The organism is Nocardiopsis sp. SBT366 (assembly GCF_001083815.1).
Lineage (GTDB): Bacteria > Actinomycetota > Actinomycetes > Streptosporangiales > Streptosporangiaceae > Nocardiopsis > Nocardiopsis prasina.
Genome location: NZ_LAVM01000027.1, coordinates 1 through 15,614, shown reverse-complemented (window position 1 = coordinate 15,614; position 15,614 = coordinate 1). Strand labels below are relative to the sequence as shown.

At 71.7% G+C, this 15,614-nt stretch carries 16 protein-coding genes and 1 pseudogene; 14 read left to right on the top strand and 3 right to left on the bottom strand.

From position 1 onward, the window contains the following. Nucleotides 1-37: 37 nt before the first annotated feature. Together ADX84_RS10580 and ADX84_RS10575 are read right to left on the bottom strand one after the other, a co-directional pair. Nucleotides 38-820, bottom strand: coding sequence for an LON peptidase substrate-binding domain-containing protein (locus ADX84_RS10580; RefSeq protein WP_049571415.1), 783 nt, complete (start codon nucleotides 818-820; stop codon nucleotides 38-40). 100 nt (nucleotides 821-920) lie between these two features. Then, nucleotides 921-1,481: a ferritin gene (locus tag ADX84_RS10575; RefSeq protein ID WP_017544530.1), complete on the bottom strand. Its 561-nt coding sequence runs from the start codon at nucleotides 1,479-1,481 to the stop codon at nucleotides 921-923. Nucleotides 1,482-1,740: 259 nt separating this feature from the next. On the opposite strand from ADX84_RS10575, the gene hisD reads away from it, so the two are divergent. From hisD to ADX84_RS10525, 10 genes are all read left to right on the top strand, one after another. Continuing rightward, nucleotides 1,741-3,054, top strand: a complete 1,314-nt coding sequence (hisD, locus tag ADX84_RS10570; RefSeq protein WP_199776549.1) for a histidinol dehydrogenase — start codon at nucleotides 1,741-1,743, stop codon at nucleotides 3,052-3,054. 199 nt (nucleotides 3,055-3,253) lie between these two features. Then, nucleotides 3,254-4,336: a histidinol-phosphate transaminase gene (locus ADX84_RS10565; RefSeq protein ID WP_049571410.1), complete on the top strand. Its 1,083-nt coding sequence runs from the start codon at nucleotides 3,254-3,256 to the stop codon at nucleotides 4,334-4,336. A 70-nt stretch (nucleotides 4,337-4,406) separates the two neighbouring features. Further along, complete coding sequence (gene hisB / locus ADX84_RS10560; RefSeq protein ID WP_017544533.1) at nucleotides 4,407-5,000, top strand: imidazoleglycerol-phosphate dehydratase HisB; 594 nt, start codon at nucleotides 4,407-4,409, stop codon at nucleotides 4,998-5,000. After that, nucleotides 5,001-5,162 carry a hypothetical protein gene (locus ADX84_RS26300; RefSeq protein ID WP_049571407.1) on the top strand — a complete coding sequence of 54 codons (162 nt, stop codon included), beginning with the start codon at nucleotides 5,001-5,003 and terminating at the stop codon, nucleotides 5,160-5,162. Nucleotides 5,163-5,398: 236 nt separating this feature from the next. Next, nucleotides 5,399-6,049 carry an imidazole glycerol phosphate synthase subunit HisH gene (hisH, locus tag ADX84_RS10550; protein WP_199776548.1) on the top strand — a complete coding sequence of 217 codons (651 nt, stop codon included), beginning with the start codon at nucleotides 5,399-5,401 and terminating at the stop codon, nucleotides 6,047-6,049. Between the two features lie 61 nt (nucleotides 6,050-6,110). Continuing rightward, a complete protein-coding gene (gene priA, locus ADX84_RS10545; protein ID WP_049571404.1) occupies nucleotides 6,111-6,869 on the top strand; it encodes a bifunctional 1-(5-phosphoribosyl)-5-((5-phosphoribosylamino)methylideneamino)imidazole-4-carboxamide isomerase/phosphoribosylanthranilate isomerase PriA in 759 nt (252 codons plus the stop codon). Then, nucleotides 6,866-7,639 carry an imidazole glycerol phosphate synthase subunit HisF gene (gene hisF, locus ADX84_RS10540; protein WP_049571401.1) on the top strand — a complete coding sequence of 258 codons (774 nt, stop codon included), beginning with the start codon at nucleotides 6,866-6,868 and terminating at the stop codon, nucleotides 7,637-7,639. The genes priA and hisF overlap by 4 nt, the downstream gene beginning before the upstream one ends. A 190-nt stretch (nucleotides 7,640-7,829) precedes the next feature. After that, the gene (locus ADX84_RS10535) at nucleotides 7,830-8,618 is read left to right on the top strand and encodes a peptidoglycan-binding domain-containing protein (protein ID WP_049571398.1); all 789 of its coding nucleotides are present in this window, start codon (nucleotides 7,830-7,832) and stop codon (nucleotides 8,616-8,618) included. 279 nt (nucleotides 8,619-8,897) lie between these two features. Continuing rightward, nucleotides 8,898-10,928: an ABC transporter ATP-binding protein gene (locus ADX84_RS10530; protein ID WP_049571396.1), complete on the top strand. Its 2,031-nt coding sequence runs from the start codon at nucleotides 8,898-8,900 to the stop codon at nucleotides 10,926-10,928. Then, nucleotides 10,925-12,775, top strand: coding sequence for an ABC transporter ATP-binding protein (locus tag ADX84_RS10525; protein WP_049571393.1), 1,851 nt, complete (start codon nucleotides 10,925-10,927; stop codon nucleotides 12,773-12,775). Before ADX84_RS10530 ends, ADX84_RS10525 begins: the two co-directional genes overlap by 4 nt. A 54-nt stretch (nucleotides 12,776-12,829) precedes the next feature. Here the strand turns inward: ADX84_RS10525 and ADX84_RS10520 are convergent, their stop codons facing one another. Then, a complete protein-coding gene (locus ADX84_RS10520) occupies nucleotides 12,830-13,819 on the bottom strand; it encodes a hypothetical protein (protein ID WP_049571390.1) in 990 nt (329 codons plus the stop codon). Nucleotides 13,820-13,963: 144 nt separating this feature from the next. Between ADX84_RS10520 and hisI the strand changes: the two genes are divergently transcribed. From hisI to ADX84_RS25990, 4 genes and pseudogenes are all read left to right on the top strand, one after another. Further along, nucleotides 13,964-14,308 (top strand): phosphoribosyl-AMP cyclohydrolase, encoded by a 345-nt coding sequence (gene hisI, locus ADX84_RS10515; protein ID WP_049571387.1) that lies wholly within the window; start codon nucleotides 13,964-13,966, stop codon nucleotides 14,306-14,308. Further along, nucleotides 14,281-15,018 (top strand): Trp biosynthesis-associated membrane protein, encoded by a 738-nt coding sequence (locus tag ADX84_RS10510; RefSeq protein WP_234003912.1) that lies wholly within the window; start codon nucleotides 14,281-14,283, stop codon nucleotides 15,016-15,018. Before hisI ends, ADX84_RS10510 begins: the two co-directional genes overlap by 28 nt. Continuing rightward, on the top strand, nucleotides 15,018-15,308 hold the full coding sequence (locus ADX84_RS10505) for an HGxxPAAW family protein (protein WP_049571381.1): 291 nt from the start codon (nucleotides 15,018-15,020) through the stop codon (nucleotides 15,306-15,308). Before ADX84_RS10510 ends, ADX84_RS10505 begins: the two co-directional genes overlap by 1 nt. 204 nt (nucleotides 15,309-15,512) lie before the next feature. Next, nucleotides 15,513-15,614 (top strand): annotated as a pseudogene (locus ADX84_RS25990) (SAM-dependent methyltransferase); the annotation flags it as partial.

The window sequence follows — 15,614 nt, the reverse complement described above, 5'->3', positions numbered from 1 at the left end:
GGGGGTGTCCCGTCCCGGTGTGGCGTCCCGAGGCCCCCTAGTTGAAGGAGATCCCGTTGTCCAGGAAGGGCCCGGCGGGCAGGTTGGGCAGGTCGGGCGCGGCCACGATCCGGTTCTCCCGGCGCAGGAACCGCGCTGCCACGGCCAGGCGGGTCGCCGTGTTCTCGGCCTCCAGCAGCCGTTGCTTCTCCGCCGAGTCGAGCACCACCGACATCGCCACGGAGTACGACAGCGCGATCGGGTCGCGGGGAAGGTCGCCCGAGGACTCCGATGCCATCCCGATCTCCGCCAGCCGCCGCTGGTACACCTCGTACAGGTCCCGCACCCGGTCGGCGTGTTCCTCGACGTCGGGGCCCAGCGCCTCGGGCAGCAGGGACACCGACGCCGTCGAGTAGTCGTCAGCGGAGGAGGGGTCGGCCTCGGACAGGTCGGTGATGGTGAACCGCGTGCCGCCCTCGATGACCAGGTCGTACCGGCCGTCCTCATAGGTGCGCACGTCGCGTACCAGGGCGGTGCAGCCGGTGGCGCTCACCAGCGGAAGGGCGGGTCGGGCGCCCGGCCCCGCGGTGATGGGTGCCCCGGTGTCCGCTCCCCCCGCGCCCTGCCCGGACTCACTGGCCACCTCGTGCCCCAGCTCGATCCACACGACCCCGAACCGGGCGGGGCCGCGGTCACGGCCGACCGTCTCGCCCCCGGCGAGGGTCGGGCCGAGCAGTTCCGTGACCAGTCGACGGTACCTCTGCTCGAACACGTGGAGGGGGATCGTCATACCGGGGAACAGCACGGTGTTCAGCGGGAAGATCGGCAGTGCCTCTGGCATGGTCCCAGTATGCCTCCGCGGAGGTACGGACGCGGGCGCCCCGCCCGGAGGCGGCCGGACGGGGCGTGTGGTCAGGCGGCACGCGGCCGGGCGCGACCGGTCAGGACACCGAGGGTCCGGCGGTGCCCGGTGCGCCCTGGCTGCCGTTGTCCTCGCTCGGCATGTCGCGGGCGACGAAGGTCTCCACGTCGAACAGGTTGCCGTTGGCACGGTCCACGACGTTGAGGAGGGTCGACATCGTCGCGACCTCCTCCACCTGCTCCTGAATGAACCACTGGAGGAACTGCTCTCCGGTGTAGTCCTCCTCGTCGCGGGCCACCTTGGCCAGACGCTGGAAGTTGTCGGTCACCTCGCGCTCCTGGCGCAGCGCCAGGGCGACCAGGTCGCGGGGTACGGCGAAATCGGTCTCGATCTCGTCCACGCCCGGAAGGGCGAAGGTGACGTCGTTGTCGAGCAGGTACCGCACGATCATCATCGCGTGGTCGCGCTCCTCCAGGGACTGCTCGTAGAAGACCCGGGCCAGCTGGGGCAGGTCCTGGTCGTCGAACCAGGCGGCGATCGCCACGTACTGGTGCGAGGCGGTGAACTCGTGCCGCACCTGGTCGACGAGGAGACGGTGGAACTTGGAATGGTTGCTATCGCCGGTCTTGTTCGAAGTCATGTCACCACGATAACGCATTCAAATGCGTTTTACGAAACCCCTCCGAGTGGTGTCACAATGAATAAGGCTAGCCTTTCTTTCGTCATATTAGGTTAGGTGTCCCAAAGTTAGGCGACGCTTATGTCGCGCGTTTGGGGGAGTGGTGGGGCGGACGCCGGGGAGCGGGGTTCGCCCCGGTCGCGCGGTGTCGCGCGGGTGTGGTGTCCATCATCCGGACACCACCACACGGGGATTGGGCCGAGCCCCCTAGACTGGGACCGTGATCAGTCGAATCGACCTCCGAGGCTCCTCAGGCGACCCGCGCGACGCCCTTCCGCGCGCCGAAATCGATGTGGCGGACGCCACCGAACGTGTCCGACCGCTCTGCGAGGACGTTCGCCATCGCGGAACCGAGGCCCTGGTCGAACTCACCGAACGCTTCGACGGCGTGCGGCTCACCGATGTCCGCGTCCCCAAGGACGCCATCGACACCGCTCTCGCCGAACTCGACCCGGCCGTGCGCGCCGCGCTGGAGGAGTCCATCCGGCGCGCCCGCAAGGTCCACCACGCGCAGCGCCGCCAGGACCACACCACCCAGGTCGTCCCCGGCGGCACCGTCACCGAGAAGTGGATCCCGGTCAACCGCGTCGGCCTCTACGTGCCGGGCGGCCGCGCCGTCTACCCGTCCAGCGTCATCATGAACGTCGTCCCCGCCCAGGAGGCGGGGGTGTCCTCCCTCGCGGTGACCTCGCCGCCCCAGAAGGACTTCGGCGGACTGCCCCACCCGACCATCCTCGCCGCCTGCGCCCTGCTCGGCGTCGACGAGGTGTACGCGGTCGGCGGCGCCCAGGCCGTGGCGATGTTCGCCTACGGCACCGAGGACTGCGAACGCGTCGACATGGTCACCGGCCCAGGCAACATCTGGGTCGCCGCGGCCAAGCGACTCCTCAAGGGCGTCATCGGGATCGACGCCGAGGCCGGACCCACCGAGATCGCGATCCTCGCCGACTCCACCGCCAACCCCGACTACGTCGCGGCCGACCTCATCAGCCAGGCCGAACACGACGTCGTCGCCGCCTCCGTCCTGGTCACCCCGGACGAGGCCCTGGCCGAGGCGGTCACCGAACGCCTCGCCGTGCGTGTCGCCGCCACCAAGCACAGCGACCGCGTCCGCGAGGCCCTGTCCGGTCCGCAGTCCGGCATCGTCCTGGTCGACGACCTCGAACAGGGTCTGGCCGTCGTCGACGCCTACGCGGCCGAACACCTGGAGATCATGACCGCGGACGCCCCCGTCCGGGCCGCGCGCGTGCGCAACGCCGGGGCGATCTTCGTCGGCGACCACTCCCCGGTCTCCCTCGGCGACTACGCCGCGGGTTCCAACCACGTGCTGCCCACGGGCGGCTGCGCCTGTCACTCCGGTGGCCTGAGCGTGCAGACCTTCCTGCGCGGGGTGCACGTCGTGGAGTACGACCGTGACGCGCTGGCCGACGTCGCCCATCACGTCATCACCCTGTCCCAGGCCGAGGACCTGCCCGCGCACGGCGAGGCCGTCGCCGCGCGCGCGGATCGCGCCGAGGAGGGGAACACCCCCTGACCCGGGGGCGTTCCAGCAGTTCCGGGGAGGTGCCGGGGGTAACCGCCCCCGGCGGCGCCCGAAAACCGGCCGAAGCGAACCGGAGGCCGTCAGACGCCCGCCCCGGCGGGGCGAGGGGCCACGGGGACTCGTGTGACCACGGTGGTCACGGCGGCCCCGGTGGACCGTCCCGCCACAACCGACCACGAGTGTGAAACCAGTGAGCTTCACCCTGAACGACCTGCCACTGCGCGACGACCTGCGCGGCCGCTCGCCCTACGGCGCACCGCAGATGGACGTGCCGGTGGTCCTCAACACCAACGAGAACCCCCACGCCCCCTCACCGCGTCTGGCGAAGGCCCTCGCAGAGGCGGTGGCGGACACCGCGCTGGGGCTCAACCGGTACCCCGACCGGGACGCGGTCCGCCTGCGCGAGGGCCTGGCCGCCTACCTGGGCCACGACCTGACCGCGGCCAACGTCTGGGCGGCCAACGGCTCCAACGAGATCCTCCAGCAGCTGCTCCAGGCCTTCGGCGGTCCGGGCCGCACGGCGATGGGCTTCGAGCCCTCCTACTCCATGCACCCGATCATCTCCCGGGGGACCGGGACGAACTGGGTGCCGGTCCCGCGCGACGCCGACTTCCGGATCGACGTGGACGCTGCCCTGGCCGCCATCGCCGAGCACCGGCCCAGCGTCGTCTTCCTCACCTCGCCGAACAACCCGACCGGCACCGCCCTGGAGATCGCGGACATCGAGCGCGTCGCCCTGGCTGCCCCCGGCGTCGTGGTCGTCGACGAGGCCTACGCCGAGTTCCGCCGCGAGGGCACGCCCAGCGCCCTGTCCCTGCTGCCGGAGCACCCCAGGCTGATCGTCTCGCGCACCATGTCCAAGGCCTTCGCCCTGGCGGGGGCGCGGGTGGGCTACCTCGCCGCGCATCCCGCCGTGGTGGACGCCCTCCAGCTGGTCCGTCTGCCTTACCACCTGTCCGCCGTCACCCAGACGGTGGCCGTCACCGCCCTGGAACACGCCGAGGAGCTCCTCGGCGCCGTCGCCGACCTGCGCGCCGAACGCGACGCCATCGTCACGTGGCTGCGGGAACAGGGCTTCTCCGTCGCCGACTCCGACGCCAACTTCGTCCTGTTCGGTGAGTTCGAGGACCGCGGCCGGGTCTGGCGGGCCCTCCTCGAGCAGGACGTCCTCATCCGTGAGACCGGCCCCGACGGCTGGCTGCGCGTCACCGTCGGCACCACCGAGGAGATGGCAGCGTTCCGCGCGGCCCTCCTGAAGGCCACCGGCCGGTAGCCGCGTCGGGCGCCCCGCCCGACACCACCGCACCGCTCCACCACGACAGCACCACCAAGGATCAGGCACCATGAGCCGCATCGGGCGCGTCGAACGCGCAACCAAGGAAACCAAGGTCATGGTCGAGGTCGACCTGGACGGCACGGGCGTCGCCGACGTCTCCACCGGGGTCGGCTTCTTCGACCACATGCTCGACCAGCTCGCCAAGCACGGGCTCTTCGACATCACCGTGCGCACCGAGGGCGACCTGCACATCGACTCGCACCACACCATGGAGGACACCGCCCTCGCCCTGGGCGCCGCCTTCCGCGAGGCCCTCGGCGACCGCGCGGGCATCCGTCGCTTCGCCGACGCCAAGGTGCCCCTCGACGAGGCCCTGGCGGAGGTGACCGTCGACGTCTCCGGCCGCCCCTACCTCGTGCACACCGAGCCCGAGGGCATGGCGCCGATCATCGGCCGCGACTACGACACGACCATGACCCGCCACATCTTCGAGTCGTTCGTCGCCCAGGCCCGGGTGGCCCTGCACGTCCACGTGCCCTACGGCCGCAACGCCCACCACATCGTGGAGGCGCAGTTCAAGGCGTTCGCCCGCGCGCTGCGCCAGGCCACCGAGAACGACCCGCGCGTGGACTGGGTGCCCTCCACCAAGGGCGTCCTGTAGATGGACACCGACCTCTGGGGCCTGTTCCTGATGGTCCTGGGCGGCTTCCTCGCGGGCGGCGTCTACGCGCTGTGGGGGAGGAACCGCCTCATCGCCGGGGCCCTGGCCGGATGCGTCGCGCTCGCCGTGGTCTCCGGCGTGCTGCGGCTCGGCTACCTCTAGGTCGTGTTTTTTGGATCATTCCGCGCTCGCGACCACCAGGCTGCCTCTCGCTGCGCCGATGAAGCTCGGACAGCCAACCCGGGCTGACCGTCGCTCCACGGCTTGCGAGAGATTGCCTGGACGGCCGCTCGCATCGATGGCGGCTCCGCCGCCACCGGCGAAAGCATCCAAAAAACACGCCCTAGTCCGCCCGCTTCAGGGCCGCTCACCTCACCAACTGAAGGGCACGCACTCGAATGTCACGTGTGGTCGTCTTCGACTACGGGTCGGGCAACCTCCGCTCGGCCCAGCGCGCCATGGAGCGCACCGGCGCCGACGTCACCGTCACCTCCGACCCCCACGCGGCGCTGGACGCCGACGGGCTCGTCGTCCCCGGTGTGGGCGCCTTCAGCGCCTGCATGGCCAGCCTCAGAGCCGCCGGTGGAGACCGGATCATCGGCCGTCGCGTGGCAGGCGGCCGTCCCGTCCTGGGGATCTGCGTGGGCATGCAGGTCCTCTTCGACCGGGGTGTCGAACAGGCCGACGTCCACGCCGAGGACCGCGCCACCGAGGGTTGCGGCGAGTGGCCGGGCACGGTCGAACGCCTCAGGGCCCCGGTGATCCCCCACATGGGTTGGAACACCATCACCCCGCCCGAGGACTCCCGCCTGTTCGCCGGTGTGGGCCCCGAGGAGCGCTTCTACTTCGTGCACTCCTACGCGGTCCGCCGCTGGGAGTTCGTCAGCCACAGCGACCGTATCCGCGGCCCCCAGGTCACCTGGTCCGAGCACGGCGAGCCGTTCGTGGCCGCCGTCGAGAACGGCCCGCTCAGCGCCACCCAGTTCCATCCGGAGAAGTCCGGTGACGCGGGAGCCCGCGTCCTGGCCAACTGGGTCGGCACCCTGTGACGGACACAGTGTCCGCGCCCGAACGCATGTCCCCGAACCGAACCGAGCACGAGAAGGCACCATGACCGGCGACCACACCCCGTCGACCCCCGTACTCGAACTGCTGCCCGCCGTGGACGTGTCGGGCGGCCAGGCCGTCCAGCTCGTCCAGGGCAGGGCGGGCTCCGGAGGCCAGTACGGCGACCCCTACGAGGCCGCCCGCGCCTGGCGTGACGCCGGGGCCGAGTGGATCCACCTGGTGGACCTGGACGCGGCCTTCGGCCGGGGCCACAACCGTGACCTGCTGCGCGACATCGTCGACCGCCTCGACGTGAAGGTCGAGATGTCCGGGGGCATCCGTGACGACGAGACCCTGACCGCCGCCCTGGCCACCGGCTGTACCCGGGTGAACATCGGCACCGCCGCGCTGGAGAACCCCGAGTGGTGCGCCCGGATCATCGCCGAGCACGGCGACCGGATCGCGATCGGCCTGGACGTGCGCGGCACCACCCTGGCCGCCCGGGGCTGGACCCGCGACGGCGGCGACCTCCTGGAGACCCTCGACCGCCTGGAGTCCGAGGGCTGCGCCCGCTACGTGGTCACCGACGTCAACAAGGACGGCACCCTCAAGGGCCCCAACCTGGACCTGCTGCGCACCGTGTGCGAGCGCACAGACAAGCCGGTGGTCGCCAGCGGCGGCGTGTCCAGCCTCGCCGACCTGGAGGCCATCTCCTCCCTGGTCCCGCTGGGCGTCGAGGGCGCCATCATGGGAACCGCCCTGTACGAGGGCGCCTTCACCCTGGAGGACGCCCTGACCACGGTGCGGGGTGCGGATCGGTGAGCCTGGCCATCCGCGTCATCCCGTGCCTGGACGTCGACGCCGGGCGCGTGGTCAAGGGCGTCAACTTCGAGAACCTGCGCGACGCCGGTGACCCCGTGGAACTCGCGGGCACCTACGACGCCGGGGGCGCCGACGAACTGACCTTCCTGGACGTCACCGCCTCCAGCGGCAACCGCGAGACCACCTTCGACGTGGTCCGCCGCACCGCCGACCAGGTGTTCATCCCGCTCACCGTGGGCGGAGGGGTCCGCTCCACCGAGGACGTGGACCGGCTGCTGCGTGCCGGTGCCGACAAGGTCGGAGTGAACACCGCCGCGATCGCCCGTCCCGAGCTGATCGGGGAGATCGCCGAACGCTACGGCCGCCAGGTCCTGGTGCTCTCCGCCGACGTGCGCCGGGTGCGTGAGGGCGGCCGCCCCACCCCGAGCGGGTTCGAGGTCACCACGCACGGCGGACGCGAGAGCGCGGGCCTCGACGCACTGGAGTGGTGCCAGCGCGCCGCCGAACTGGGCGCCGGTGAGATCCTGCTCAACTCCATGGACGCCGACGGCACCAGGGAGGGATTCGACCTGGAGCTGATCCGCGCGGTGCGCGCGCGGGTGGACGTCCCGCTGATCGCCTCGGGCGGCGCGGGCGCGGTGGAGCACTTCGTCCCTGCGGTGGCGGCGGGTGCGGACGCGGTCCTGGCCGCGACCGTCTTCCACTTCGGTGAGTTCACCATCGCCGACGTCAAGCGGAACCTGCGCGAGGCCGGATACCCGGTTCGGTAGCCGGAACGGCGACGACACGCCGTGGAGAAACGCAACAGGCCCCGGGCGGACTCGCCCGGGGCCTGTGACCTGCGCAACCATGTCAATGATCGCTGTCAGTAATCAAAGCGTGTCATGTCGTTGACCAAGCCGTGATCCGTGTGAGCATGAGCGCGTCTTACCAGCCACGACAGGAAGATAACCGCACATCATGTCCAAGATTGTCTTGACCGGCGTCGTGCGCCGGATCGCCTCCCTCGCCACCGCCGGAGCCATCGCCCTCGGCGGCATGGCGCTCATGGCACCGACCGCCGCGGCCGACGACTACGAGCGCACCCCGAACGAGGTCATCCAGCTGATCGAGGCCGCGCAGATCTGGCCGAACTACTCGCTCCGGAACCCCGGCCCGAGCGCCGACATCCTCGCCGCGCAGTACTTCCTGAACCACCTCGGGTACATCACCGACAACCCGAGCGAGACCTTCACCCGGGAGTTCGACCGCGTGCTCCGCGACTTCGAGCGCCGTGAGGGCATCGCCGTCAACGGCGTCCTCGAGTCGGAGAGCTGGATCAAGATCAGGAACGAGCTGTTCCCGACCAGCGCCGACTCCTTCCACCGGGACGACCGCGGCTTCGGTGTCCGCGGCGTGCAGGTCCTGCTCAACGCGAAGTACAACGCCGGCCTGAACGTCAACGGTACCTACAACTCCGCCACGGAGCGGGCCGTCCGCAACGCCCAGCGGGACCTGTGCATCGGTGTCGACGGCGCCTTCGGCAGGCTGACCTACAGGGCCGTCATCACCGGCGTCGACAGCTGCCGCGCCGTGAGCGCGGAGGCGGACCAGGAGGCCCCCGCCCAGGAGGCCCCCGCCCAGGAGGCTCCCGCTCAGGAGGCTCCGGCCGAGCAGGGCCCGGCTGAGCAGGCTCCCGTGGAGCAGGCCCCGGTCGAGGACGCTCCCGTCGAGGGCGACCAGACCCGGGAGATGCAGACGGTGCGCTAGTCACACCAGCACCACCCTGATGTGAGAGAAGTCGGGCCCGGTACGCCAACTGCGGCGTACCGGGCCCGACGCGTGCGCGCCCCGCCCCCTCCGGGAAGTTCCCGTTGTACGGAATAGCACTGATGTGTCCCGCGCTGAAACAATCCGGTGGCAGCTGTCGGAGCCGCTGGATAGGTTGGCCCAAACACGCGACCCGTGCCCCTCGGCATGCCCGGGAACGGACGGAGCGCGGACCGGGCGGCCGGAGCGAGCCGGTCAAGAAGCGGAAACGGGGGGCGTATGGCGCAGGGCACCACGACGGCGGACCAGGCGAAGCGGGAGGGGGACCCGCCGGGCGAACCCACCGCGGAGGGGGCCGACACCAGCACCCCCGACCAGGTCACCGACCCCCACAAGGGCGTCTTCGCCCGGGGGATGCGTGTCCTGGGGGTCGCCGCCCGCACCGAACCGTGGATCTTCCTCGCCGCCGTCGCCGGAGCCATGCTGCACGCGGGCGTGACCGTCGGCTCCGCCTCGGTGCTCGGGTACCTCACCGACAACACCATCCTCCCGGCCTTCTCCGCGGGGGAGACGACCGCGGCCGCGCTCGTCGCCGCCGCGGCCCTGCTCATGGCGGTCGGCCTCGGTAAGGCCGTGGGCCTGGCCCTGCGCCGCCTGCTCGCCGGGCTCATGCAGTTCCGCATGCAGGCCCGCTACCGCCGCGCCGTCGCCCGCAAGTACCTGGAACTCCCGCTCTCCTGGCACCACCGCCACCCCACCGGCCAGCTCCTGTCCAACGCCAACGCCGACGTCGAGGCCGCCTGGCAGCCCCTCGCCCCGCTCCCCATGGCCGTCGGAAGCGTGTTCATGCTGGTCATCGCCTCCATCGCGATGGTCGTGACCGACCCGGTCCTGGCTCTGGTCGCGTTCGTGGTCTTCCCGATCCTGGCCGCGGCCAACGTCGTCTTCCAGCGCCGGGTCTCACCGATGGCCTCCCGGGCCCAGGCCCTGCGAGCCGAGGTCAGCGGCGTCGCCCACGAGTCGTTCGACGGCGCCCTCGTCGTCAAGACCCTCGGCCGCGAGGACACCGAGACCGAACGCTTCACCCAGTCCGCCCACCGCCTGCGCGACGCCCTCATCCAGGTCGGCCGCATGCGCTCCATCTTCGACCCCTTCACCGAGGCCCTGCCCAACTTCGGTGTGCTCGCCGTGCTCCTCCTGGGCATGTGGCGCCTGTCCACCGGCGCCATCGAACCCGGCGAACTTGTCCAGATCGCGTTCCTCTTCACGCTCCTGGCTCTGCCGATCCGCTCCTTCGGGTGGATCCTCGGCGACCTGCCCCGCAGCGTGGTCGGCTGGGACCGCGTCCAGTCCGTCCTCAACTCCGGCGGCACGATGCAACACGGCGACCGGACCCTGGAGCCCTCCGAACGCGGTCTCGCGCTCAGCGCCCGTGACGTCACCTTCTCCTACGCCGACGCCTACGACGCCGAGGGAGGCGTCCGCGACCTCCTGGACGACACCGTCACGGGGGCCCGCACCACCGTCCTCAACGGTGTCGACCTCGACATCGCCCCCGGACGCACCGTCGCCCTCGTCGGTCCCACCGGTTCCGGCAAGTCCACGCTCACCACCGTCCTCATGCGGCTGGTCGACCCCGACTCCGGTGCCGTCAGCTACGACGGCGTCGACCTGCGCGACCTCGCCAGGGACCAGATCCCGGGTCACGCCGCCCTCGTGCCCCAGGGCACCTTCGTGTTCGAGGACTCCGTCCGCGACAACATCTCCCTGGGCGCGGCCGGGGTCGACGACGCACAGATCTGGGCCGCGCTCCGACTGGCCCGCGCGGACGGCTTCATCGCCGAACTCGACGGCGGACTCGACGCGCGCCTCGGAGAGAAGGGCACCACCCTGTCCGGTGGCCAGCGCCAGCGCCTGGCCCTGGCCCGTGCCATCGTCCGCCGCCCCCGGCTCCTGATCATGGACGACGCCACCTCGGCCGTGGACCCGCAGATCGAGGCCCAGATCCTGGCCGGACTGCGCGAACGCGACGACGCCGCCACCGTGGTCGTCGTGGCCTACCGCAGAGCCACCATCGAGCTCGCGGACGAGGTCCTCTACATGGAGGGCGGGCGCGTCCTGGCACGCGGCTCCCACACCGAGCTCCTGTCCACCTCCAGCGGCTACAACAGGCTCGTCACCGCCTACGAACGAGCCTCGGCCGAGAACGAGGCCGAGCGCGCCCCGATCCCGGAGGAGCCCGGACCCACGGAACCCCACCGCCCCGCCGGTGGACACCCCACCGACGCCGCCGAGGAGACCAGCCGATGAGCGCACCGACCCAGGCCCGTACCGACGACAGGTCGGAACAGGCGGCCGGGGCGGGGCGCCCCGAACGCGACCCCGTCCTGTCCCTGCACCAGAACCAGGACACCGCCCTCGGCACCATCCGGCGCGGTCTCCAACTGTCCCCGGAGTTCGCCCGGGGCCTGTGGCTGACCCTGCTGTTCGCGCTGGTCGCGACCGCGGGCAAGGTCATCGTGCCCGTCGCGGTCCAGCAGATCATCGACAATGGGCTCACCGGGCAGGGAGGCCCCGACCTCGGCTTCGTGGCCCGCATGGTCGCGGTCTGCGCCGGACTGCTTGTGGTCACCATGTTCTGCTCGTACCTGATGAACCTGCGCCTGTACCGGGCCACCGAGTCCGGGCTGGCCACCCTGCGCCGCAAGGCCTTCCGGCACGTCCACGACCTGTCCGTGCTGACCCAGAACAGCGAGCGCAAGGGCGCCCTGGTCTCCCGGGTCACCGGTGACGTCGACCAGATCAGCACCTTCATGCAGTGGGGCGGGCTGCTCCTGCTGGTCAGCACCGGTCAGCTCCTGGTCGCCACCACGCTCATGGCGGTCTACTCCTGGCAGCTCACCCTCGTGGTGTGGATCTGCTTCCTGCCGCTGCTCTTCGGCGTGCGCTGGCTCCAGAAGCTCCTGTCCAGGGCCTACCTCACGGTCCGCGAGCGCACCGGCGACATGCTCGGGGCCATCGGCGAGACCGTGATGGGAGCCGCCGTCATCCGGGCCCACGGCACCGAGGAGCGCACCGCCGGACGCATCGACACCACGGTGCTGGCCACCCGCCGCGCCCAGGTCAGGGCGCAGCGCCTGTCCATGGCCGTCTCGCCCTTCGCCGAGATCGTCGCCGCGCTCGGCAACGTCGCCGTCGTCCTGGTCGGCGTGTGGCTGGGAGTCGGGGGCGACCTCACCGCCGGTCAGCTCATCGCCTTCCTGTTCCTCATGACGCTGTTCATCCAGCCGATGATGATGGCCACGGAGATCTTCAACGAGGCCCAGAACGCCATCGCGGGCTGGCGGCGCGTGCTCGGGGTGCTGGACACCGTCCCCGACATCGCCGACCCCGGCGAGGCCGGGCGCGTGCTGCCGCGCGGACCGGTGCGGGTCGGGTTCGACAGGGTCACCTACTCCTACCCCGAGGGCCCCGTGGTCCTGGACGACGTGGACGTGGAGATCACGCCCGGCACCAGGGTCGCGGTCGTGGGAGAGACGGGGTCGGGCAAGACCACCTTCGTCAAGCTCCTCACCCGCCTCATGGACCCCGTTTCCGGCACCGTCAGCCTGGACGAGGTCGACCTGCGCGAGGTCTCCTTCTCCTCCTTGCGCAGCCGCGTCGTCATGGTTCCCCAGGAGGGGTTCCTGTTCGACAGCTCCCTGGGTGACAACATCCGCTTCGCCCGCCCCGAGAGCACCGACGCCGAGGTGGAGACGGCCGTCAACGAGCTCGGCCTCTCCGACTGGCTGGGCAGCCTCGCCCACGGTCTGGACACCCCGGTGGGCCAGCGCGGCGAGTCCCTGTCAGCGGGGGAGCGTCAGCTGGTCGCCCTCGTGCGGGCCTACGTCGCCGACCCGGACCTGCTCGTCCTGGACGAGGCCACCTCGGCGGTCGACCCGCACACCGAGGTCCGCATCCAGCGGGCCCTGGACCGCCTGACCCGGGGACGCACGTCGGTCGCGATCGCGCACCGCCTGTCCACGGCCGAGGCCGCCGACCGGGTCCTGGTGTTCGACGACGGCCGCATCGTCCAGAGCGGCTCCCACGACGAACTGGTGGACCGCCCCGGCGTGTACGCGGACCTCTACGCCTCCTGGATCCGCTCCTCCGCCTGAGGTTCCCGCGCCCGGACCCGGGTCAGAGCGAAGCGGGGTCCAGGAGAGGCTGCCTCAGCTCCACCAGTGCGCGGCCAACAGCTCCGCGACCAGCGGTTCGGTCAGCAGGCTCACGTCCGGGTCGCCGTCTCCCGGATAGCGCACGCTCAGACCCACCCCCGGAACGCGTTCGTGTCCGGGGGTGGGTCCCACCGCGACGAACGAACCGCGCAGCTGCCCCAGGTGCTCGGCGAAACGCTGGTCGTAGGCGGACCCCGCGAACAGCAGGGCCCGGTAGTCAGTCACCGCAGCCAGGTACCGGTCCGAGTGCGACCACTCACCGGTCTCGGCGGTGTGCGCCACCCGGATCGGCCCCCTGCGCAGCACACGCACGCCCTGCTCGGCGGAGGCCAGCCGCTCGGCCGGGGCCACCAGCCGCACTCCGTCGGGGGAGTCCAGCAACCGGGCGGCCTCGGGCACCCACTCCGGGGCGCCCTCCAACAGCACCCGGGACGCGTTGGCGACCCGCCGGAGCAACCCCGGGAAGTTCGTGCTGCCTCCCGTGGCGGGCGCACCCAACCGTTGCCCCAGCAGCAGGAGCAGCGCCAGGGCGTGCTGGTAGGCGCGGCATCCCAGTCCGGACAGTTCCTCACCTGCGCGCAACGGCACGAGCAGGTCGGCGTAGCGCCCCACCACGGCGTTCTCGTCCGGCGCCAGGACGATCACCGGTGACCGCCCCACGTACCGGTCCAGCACCGAGTGCAGTTCCCGCTGGCCGTCGCCCAGGCTCACCGCCACCACGAGCGTCTCCGGACCGGTGGGGGGCTCCTCGGCGGAGGAGGAGAAGTCGGCGTGGGCCGCCACACCCCCGCGCCGCAACCGTGACGCGGCCACCTCGCACGCGCGCCGCGCCGGTCCCAGGGCCAGGAACCGCACGGACGCGGGCTCGTCCTCCAACAGCGCGGGCAGCGCGGCGTAGGGGTCCCAGCGCGGGAAGCGCTGGGCGAGCTCGGTCAACGCGGCGGGTTTCCCCGCCAGGTCGGCGGACAGGTGCTCGGCGGTCAAGGGAGCTCCCAAGCTGGCAGAACCGTCGGAACGGCGACGTCACGGACGCACGAACTCTAATCCCCCCGCCGAGCGCGGGGGAGTGACCGGCGTCAACCAGCACCCGGTGGGCAACGCGCCGACGGCGGCCATAACCTGGAGGGCATGAGCGCCACCAACCTCGACCCGGACATCGCCGCACGTCTGAAGCACACCGCGGACGGCCTGGTCCCCGCCGTCGTGCAGCAGCACGACACCGGGGAGGTCCTCATGCTGGCCTGGATGGACGACGAGGCCCTGCACCGCACCCTCACCAGCCGCGACGCCACGTACTGGTCGCGCAGCAGAGGCGAGTACTGGGTCAAGGGCGCCACCTCCGGGAACACCCAGCGCGTGGTGTCCGTCGCACTCGACTGCGACGGTGACACCCTCCTGGTGCGCGTCGACCAGACCGGCGCCGCCTGCCACACCGGAGACCGCACGTGCTTCGACGCCGGGCGGCTGCTGTGACCGGCTCCGCGCCCCGGGTCCGCCGCGAGTACGGCGCGACCACGCTCGCCACGGCCGCCGGGGCGGCGCTCATGCTGGCCGCCTCCGGACGCGTGTGGGTGACCGGTGAACTCGCCTCGCCCGGGCCCGTCGCCGCCGTCCCGGTGGAGCTCACCGGAGGCGATCTCACCGGAGCCCTGCGCGGGCTGGGCTGGGCCGGACTCGCCGGGATCGTGGGCCTGTACGCGGCCCGCTCATGGGCCCGCCGGGTCGTCGCCCTGCTCATCACGGCCTGCGGTGTGTTCGCGCTCACCTCACTCTGGTCGGCCACCCGCCCGGGCACGCTGACCGACGCCGTCACCCGGCTGGCCACGGACACCGCGGGCGCCGCGCAGACCGCCGGAGCACCGGAACTCCACGCCCTCGGGCCCGTGATGGGCGCCGCGGGGGCGGTCCTGCTGCTCCTGTCCGGCCTCGTCTCGCTGGTGCGGGCCCCTGCCTGGCCGGGCATGGGAAACCGGTACGATCGGGACGCCGCACCGCGTCCGCGCCAGGCGGAGACACCAGCCGACCTGTGGAAATCGCTGGACGCCGGCGACGACCCCACTCTTGGCGCCCCGGAGGTCGGCACGCCCGCCGGAACCGAACCGGCGGTCCCCGCCGAACCCGGTGACGACACCGAACCCGCACCGCTGGCCGAGCGGCCAGCCCAACCCAAGGAGAGCCCCTGATGGCCGACGCCCACCACGAAGAGCACGACGACCACGGCAACACCGTGTCCGCCTGGTTCCTCACCGTCTCCTGGATCGTCGCCTGGACCGTGGCCGCCGTCGCCATCATCTTCGGCGGCGCCCTCATCACCTGGACCGTCATCGCCCTGGTCGCCAGCATCGCCCTGGCCGCCGTCGCCGGTGTGATGAAGAAGGTCGGCCTGGGCCGCAAGGAGCCCCGTCCCATCCCGCCGACGCGCGAGGAGTGGGAGGCGGGCCACGGAGCCACCGCCGCCACCGCCGCCAAGTAGTCCCTCCCGCACGGAGCGTCCGTGGCCCACCCCGGGTGGGCCACGGAAATGGACGGGTCTCCCCGGGGCGGGTACATTCACCTCACCGGCCCCGCCGCCGACCCGCAGGTAGCGCTGGCCCGGTCTCCCCCCCCCCCCCGCCCCCCCCTCCCCCCCCTCCCCCCCTCCCCCCCCTCCCCCCCCCGCCACTACCGGACGGTCGACGTGGCCACCGGCTACGACGGGTGGTCCAGCACCTACGAGGACTCCGTGCTCGACGCCATGGACCTGGCGCTGCTGGACGGGCTCACCGCACCCGACTGGTCA

What these genes read in the sequence shown, in the direction of transcription:
- ADX84_RS10580 (WP_049571415.1), bottom strand. Translation starts at nt 820, where the DNA reads ATGCCAGAGGCACTGCCGATCTTCCCGCTGAACACCGTGCTGTTCCCC.
- ADX84_RS10575 (WP_017544530.1), bottom strand. Translation starts at nt 1,481, where the DNA reads ATGACTTCGAACAAGACCGGCGATAGCAACCATTCCAAGTTCCACCGT.
- hisB (WP_017544533.1), top strand. Translation starts at nt 4,407, where the DNA reads ATGAGCCGCATCGGGCGCGTCGAACGCGCAACCAAGGAAACCAAGGTC.
- ADX84_RS26300 (WP_049571407.1), top strand. Translation starts at nt 5,001, where the DNA reads ATGGACACCGACCTCTGGGGCCTGTTCCTGATGGTCCTGGGCGGCTTC.
- hisH (WP_199776548.1), top strand. Translation starts at nt 5,399, where the DNA reads ATGTCACGTGTGGTCGTCTTCGACTACGGGTCGGGCAACCTCCGCTCG.
- priA (WP_049571404.1), top strand. Translation starts at nt 6,111, where the DNA reads ATGACCGGCGACCACACCCCGTCGACCCCCGTACTCGAACTGCTGCCC.
- ADX84_RS10535 (WP_049571398.1), top strand. Translation starts at nt 7,830, where the DNA reads ATGTCCAAGATTGTCTTGACCGGCGTCGTGCGCCGGATCGCCTCCCTC.
- ADX84_RS10530 (WP_049571396.1), top strand. Translation starts at nt 8,898, where the DNA reads ATGGCGCAGGGCACCACGACGGCGGACCAGGCGAAGCGGGAGGGGGAC.
- ADX84_RS10525 (WP_049571393.1), top strand. Translation starts at nt 10,925, where the DNA reads ATGAGCGCACCGACCCAGGCCCGTACCGACGACAGGTCGGAACAGGCG.
- hisI (WP_049571387.1), top strand. Translation starts at nt 13,964, where the DNA reads ATGAGCGCCACCAACCTCGACCCGGACATCGCCGCACGTCTGAAGCAC.
- ADX84_RS10505 (WP_049571381.1), top strand. Translation starts at nt 15,018, where the DNA reads ATGGCCGACGCCCACCACGAAGAGCACGACGACCACGGCAACACCGTG.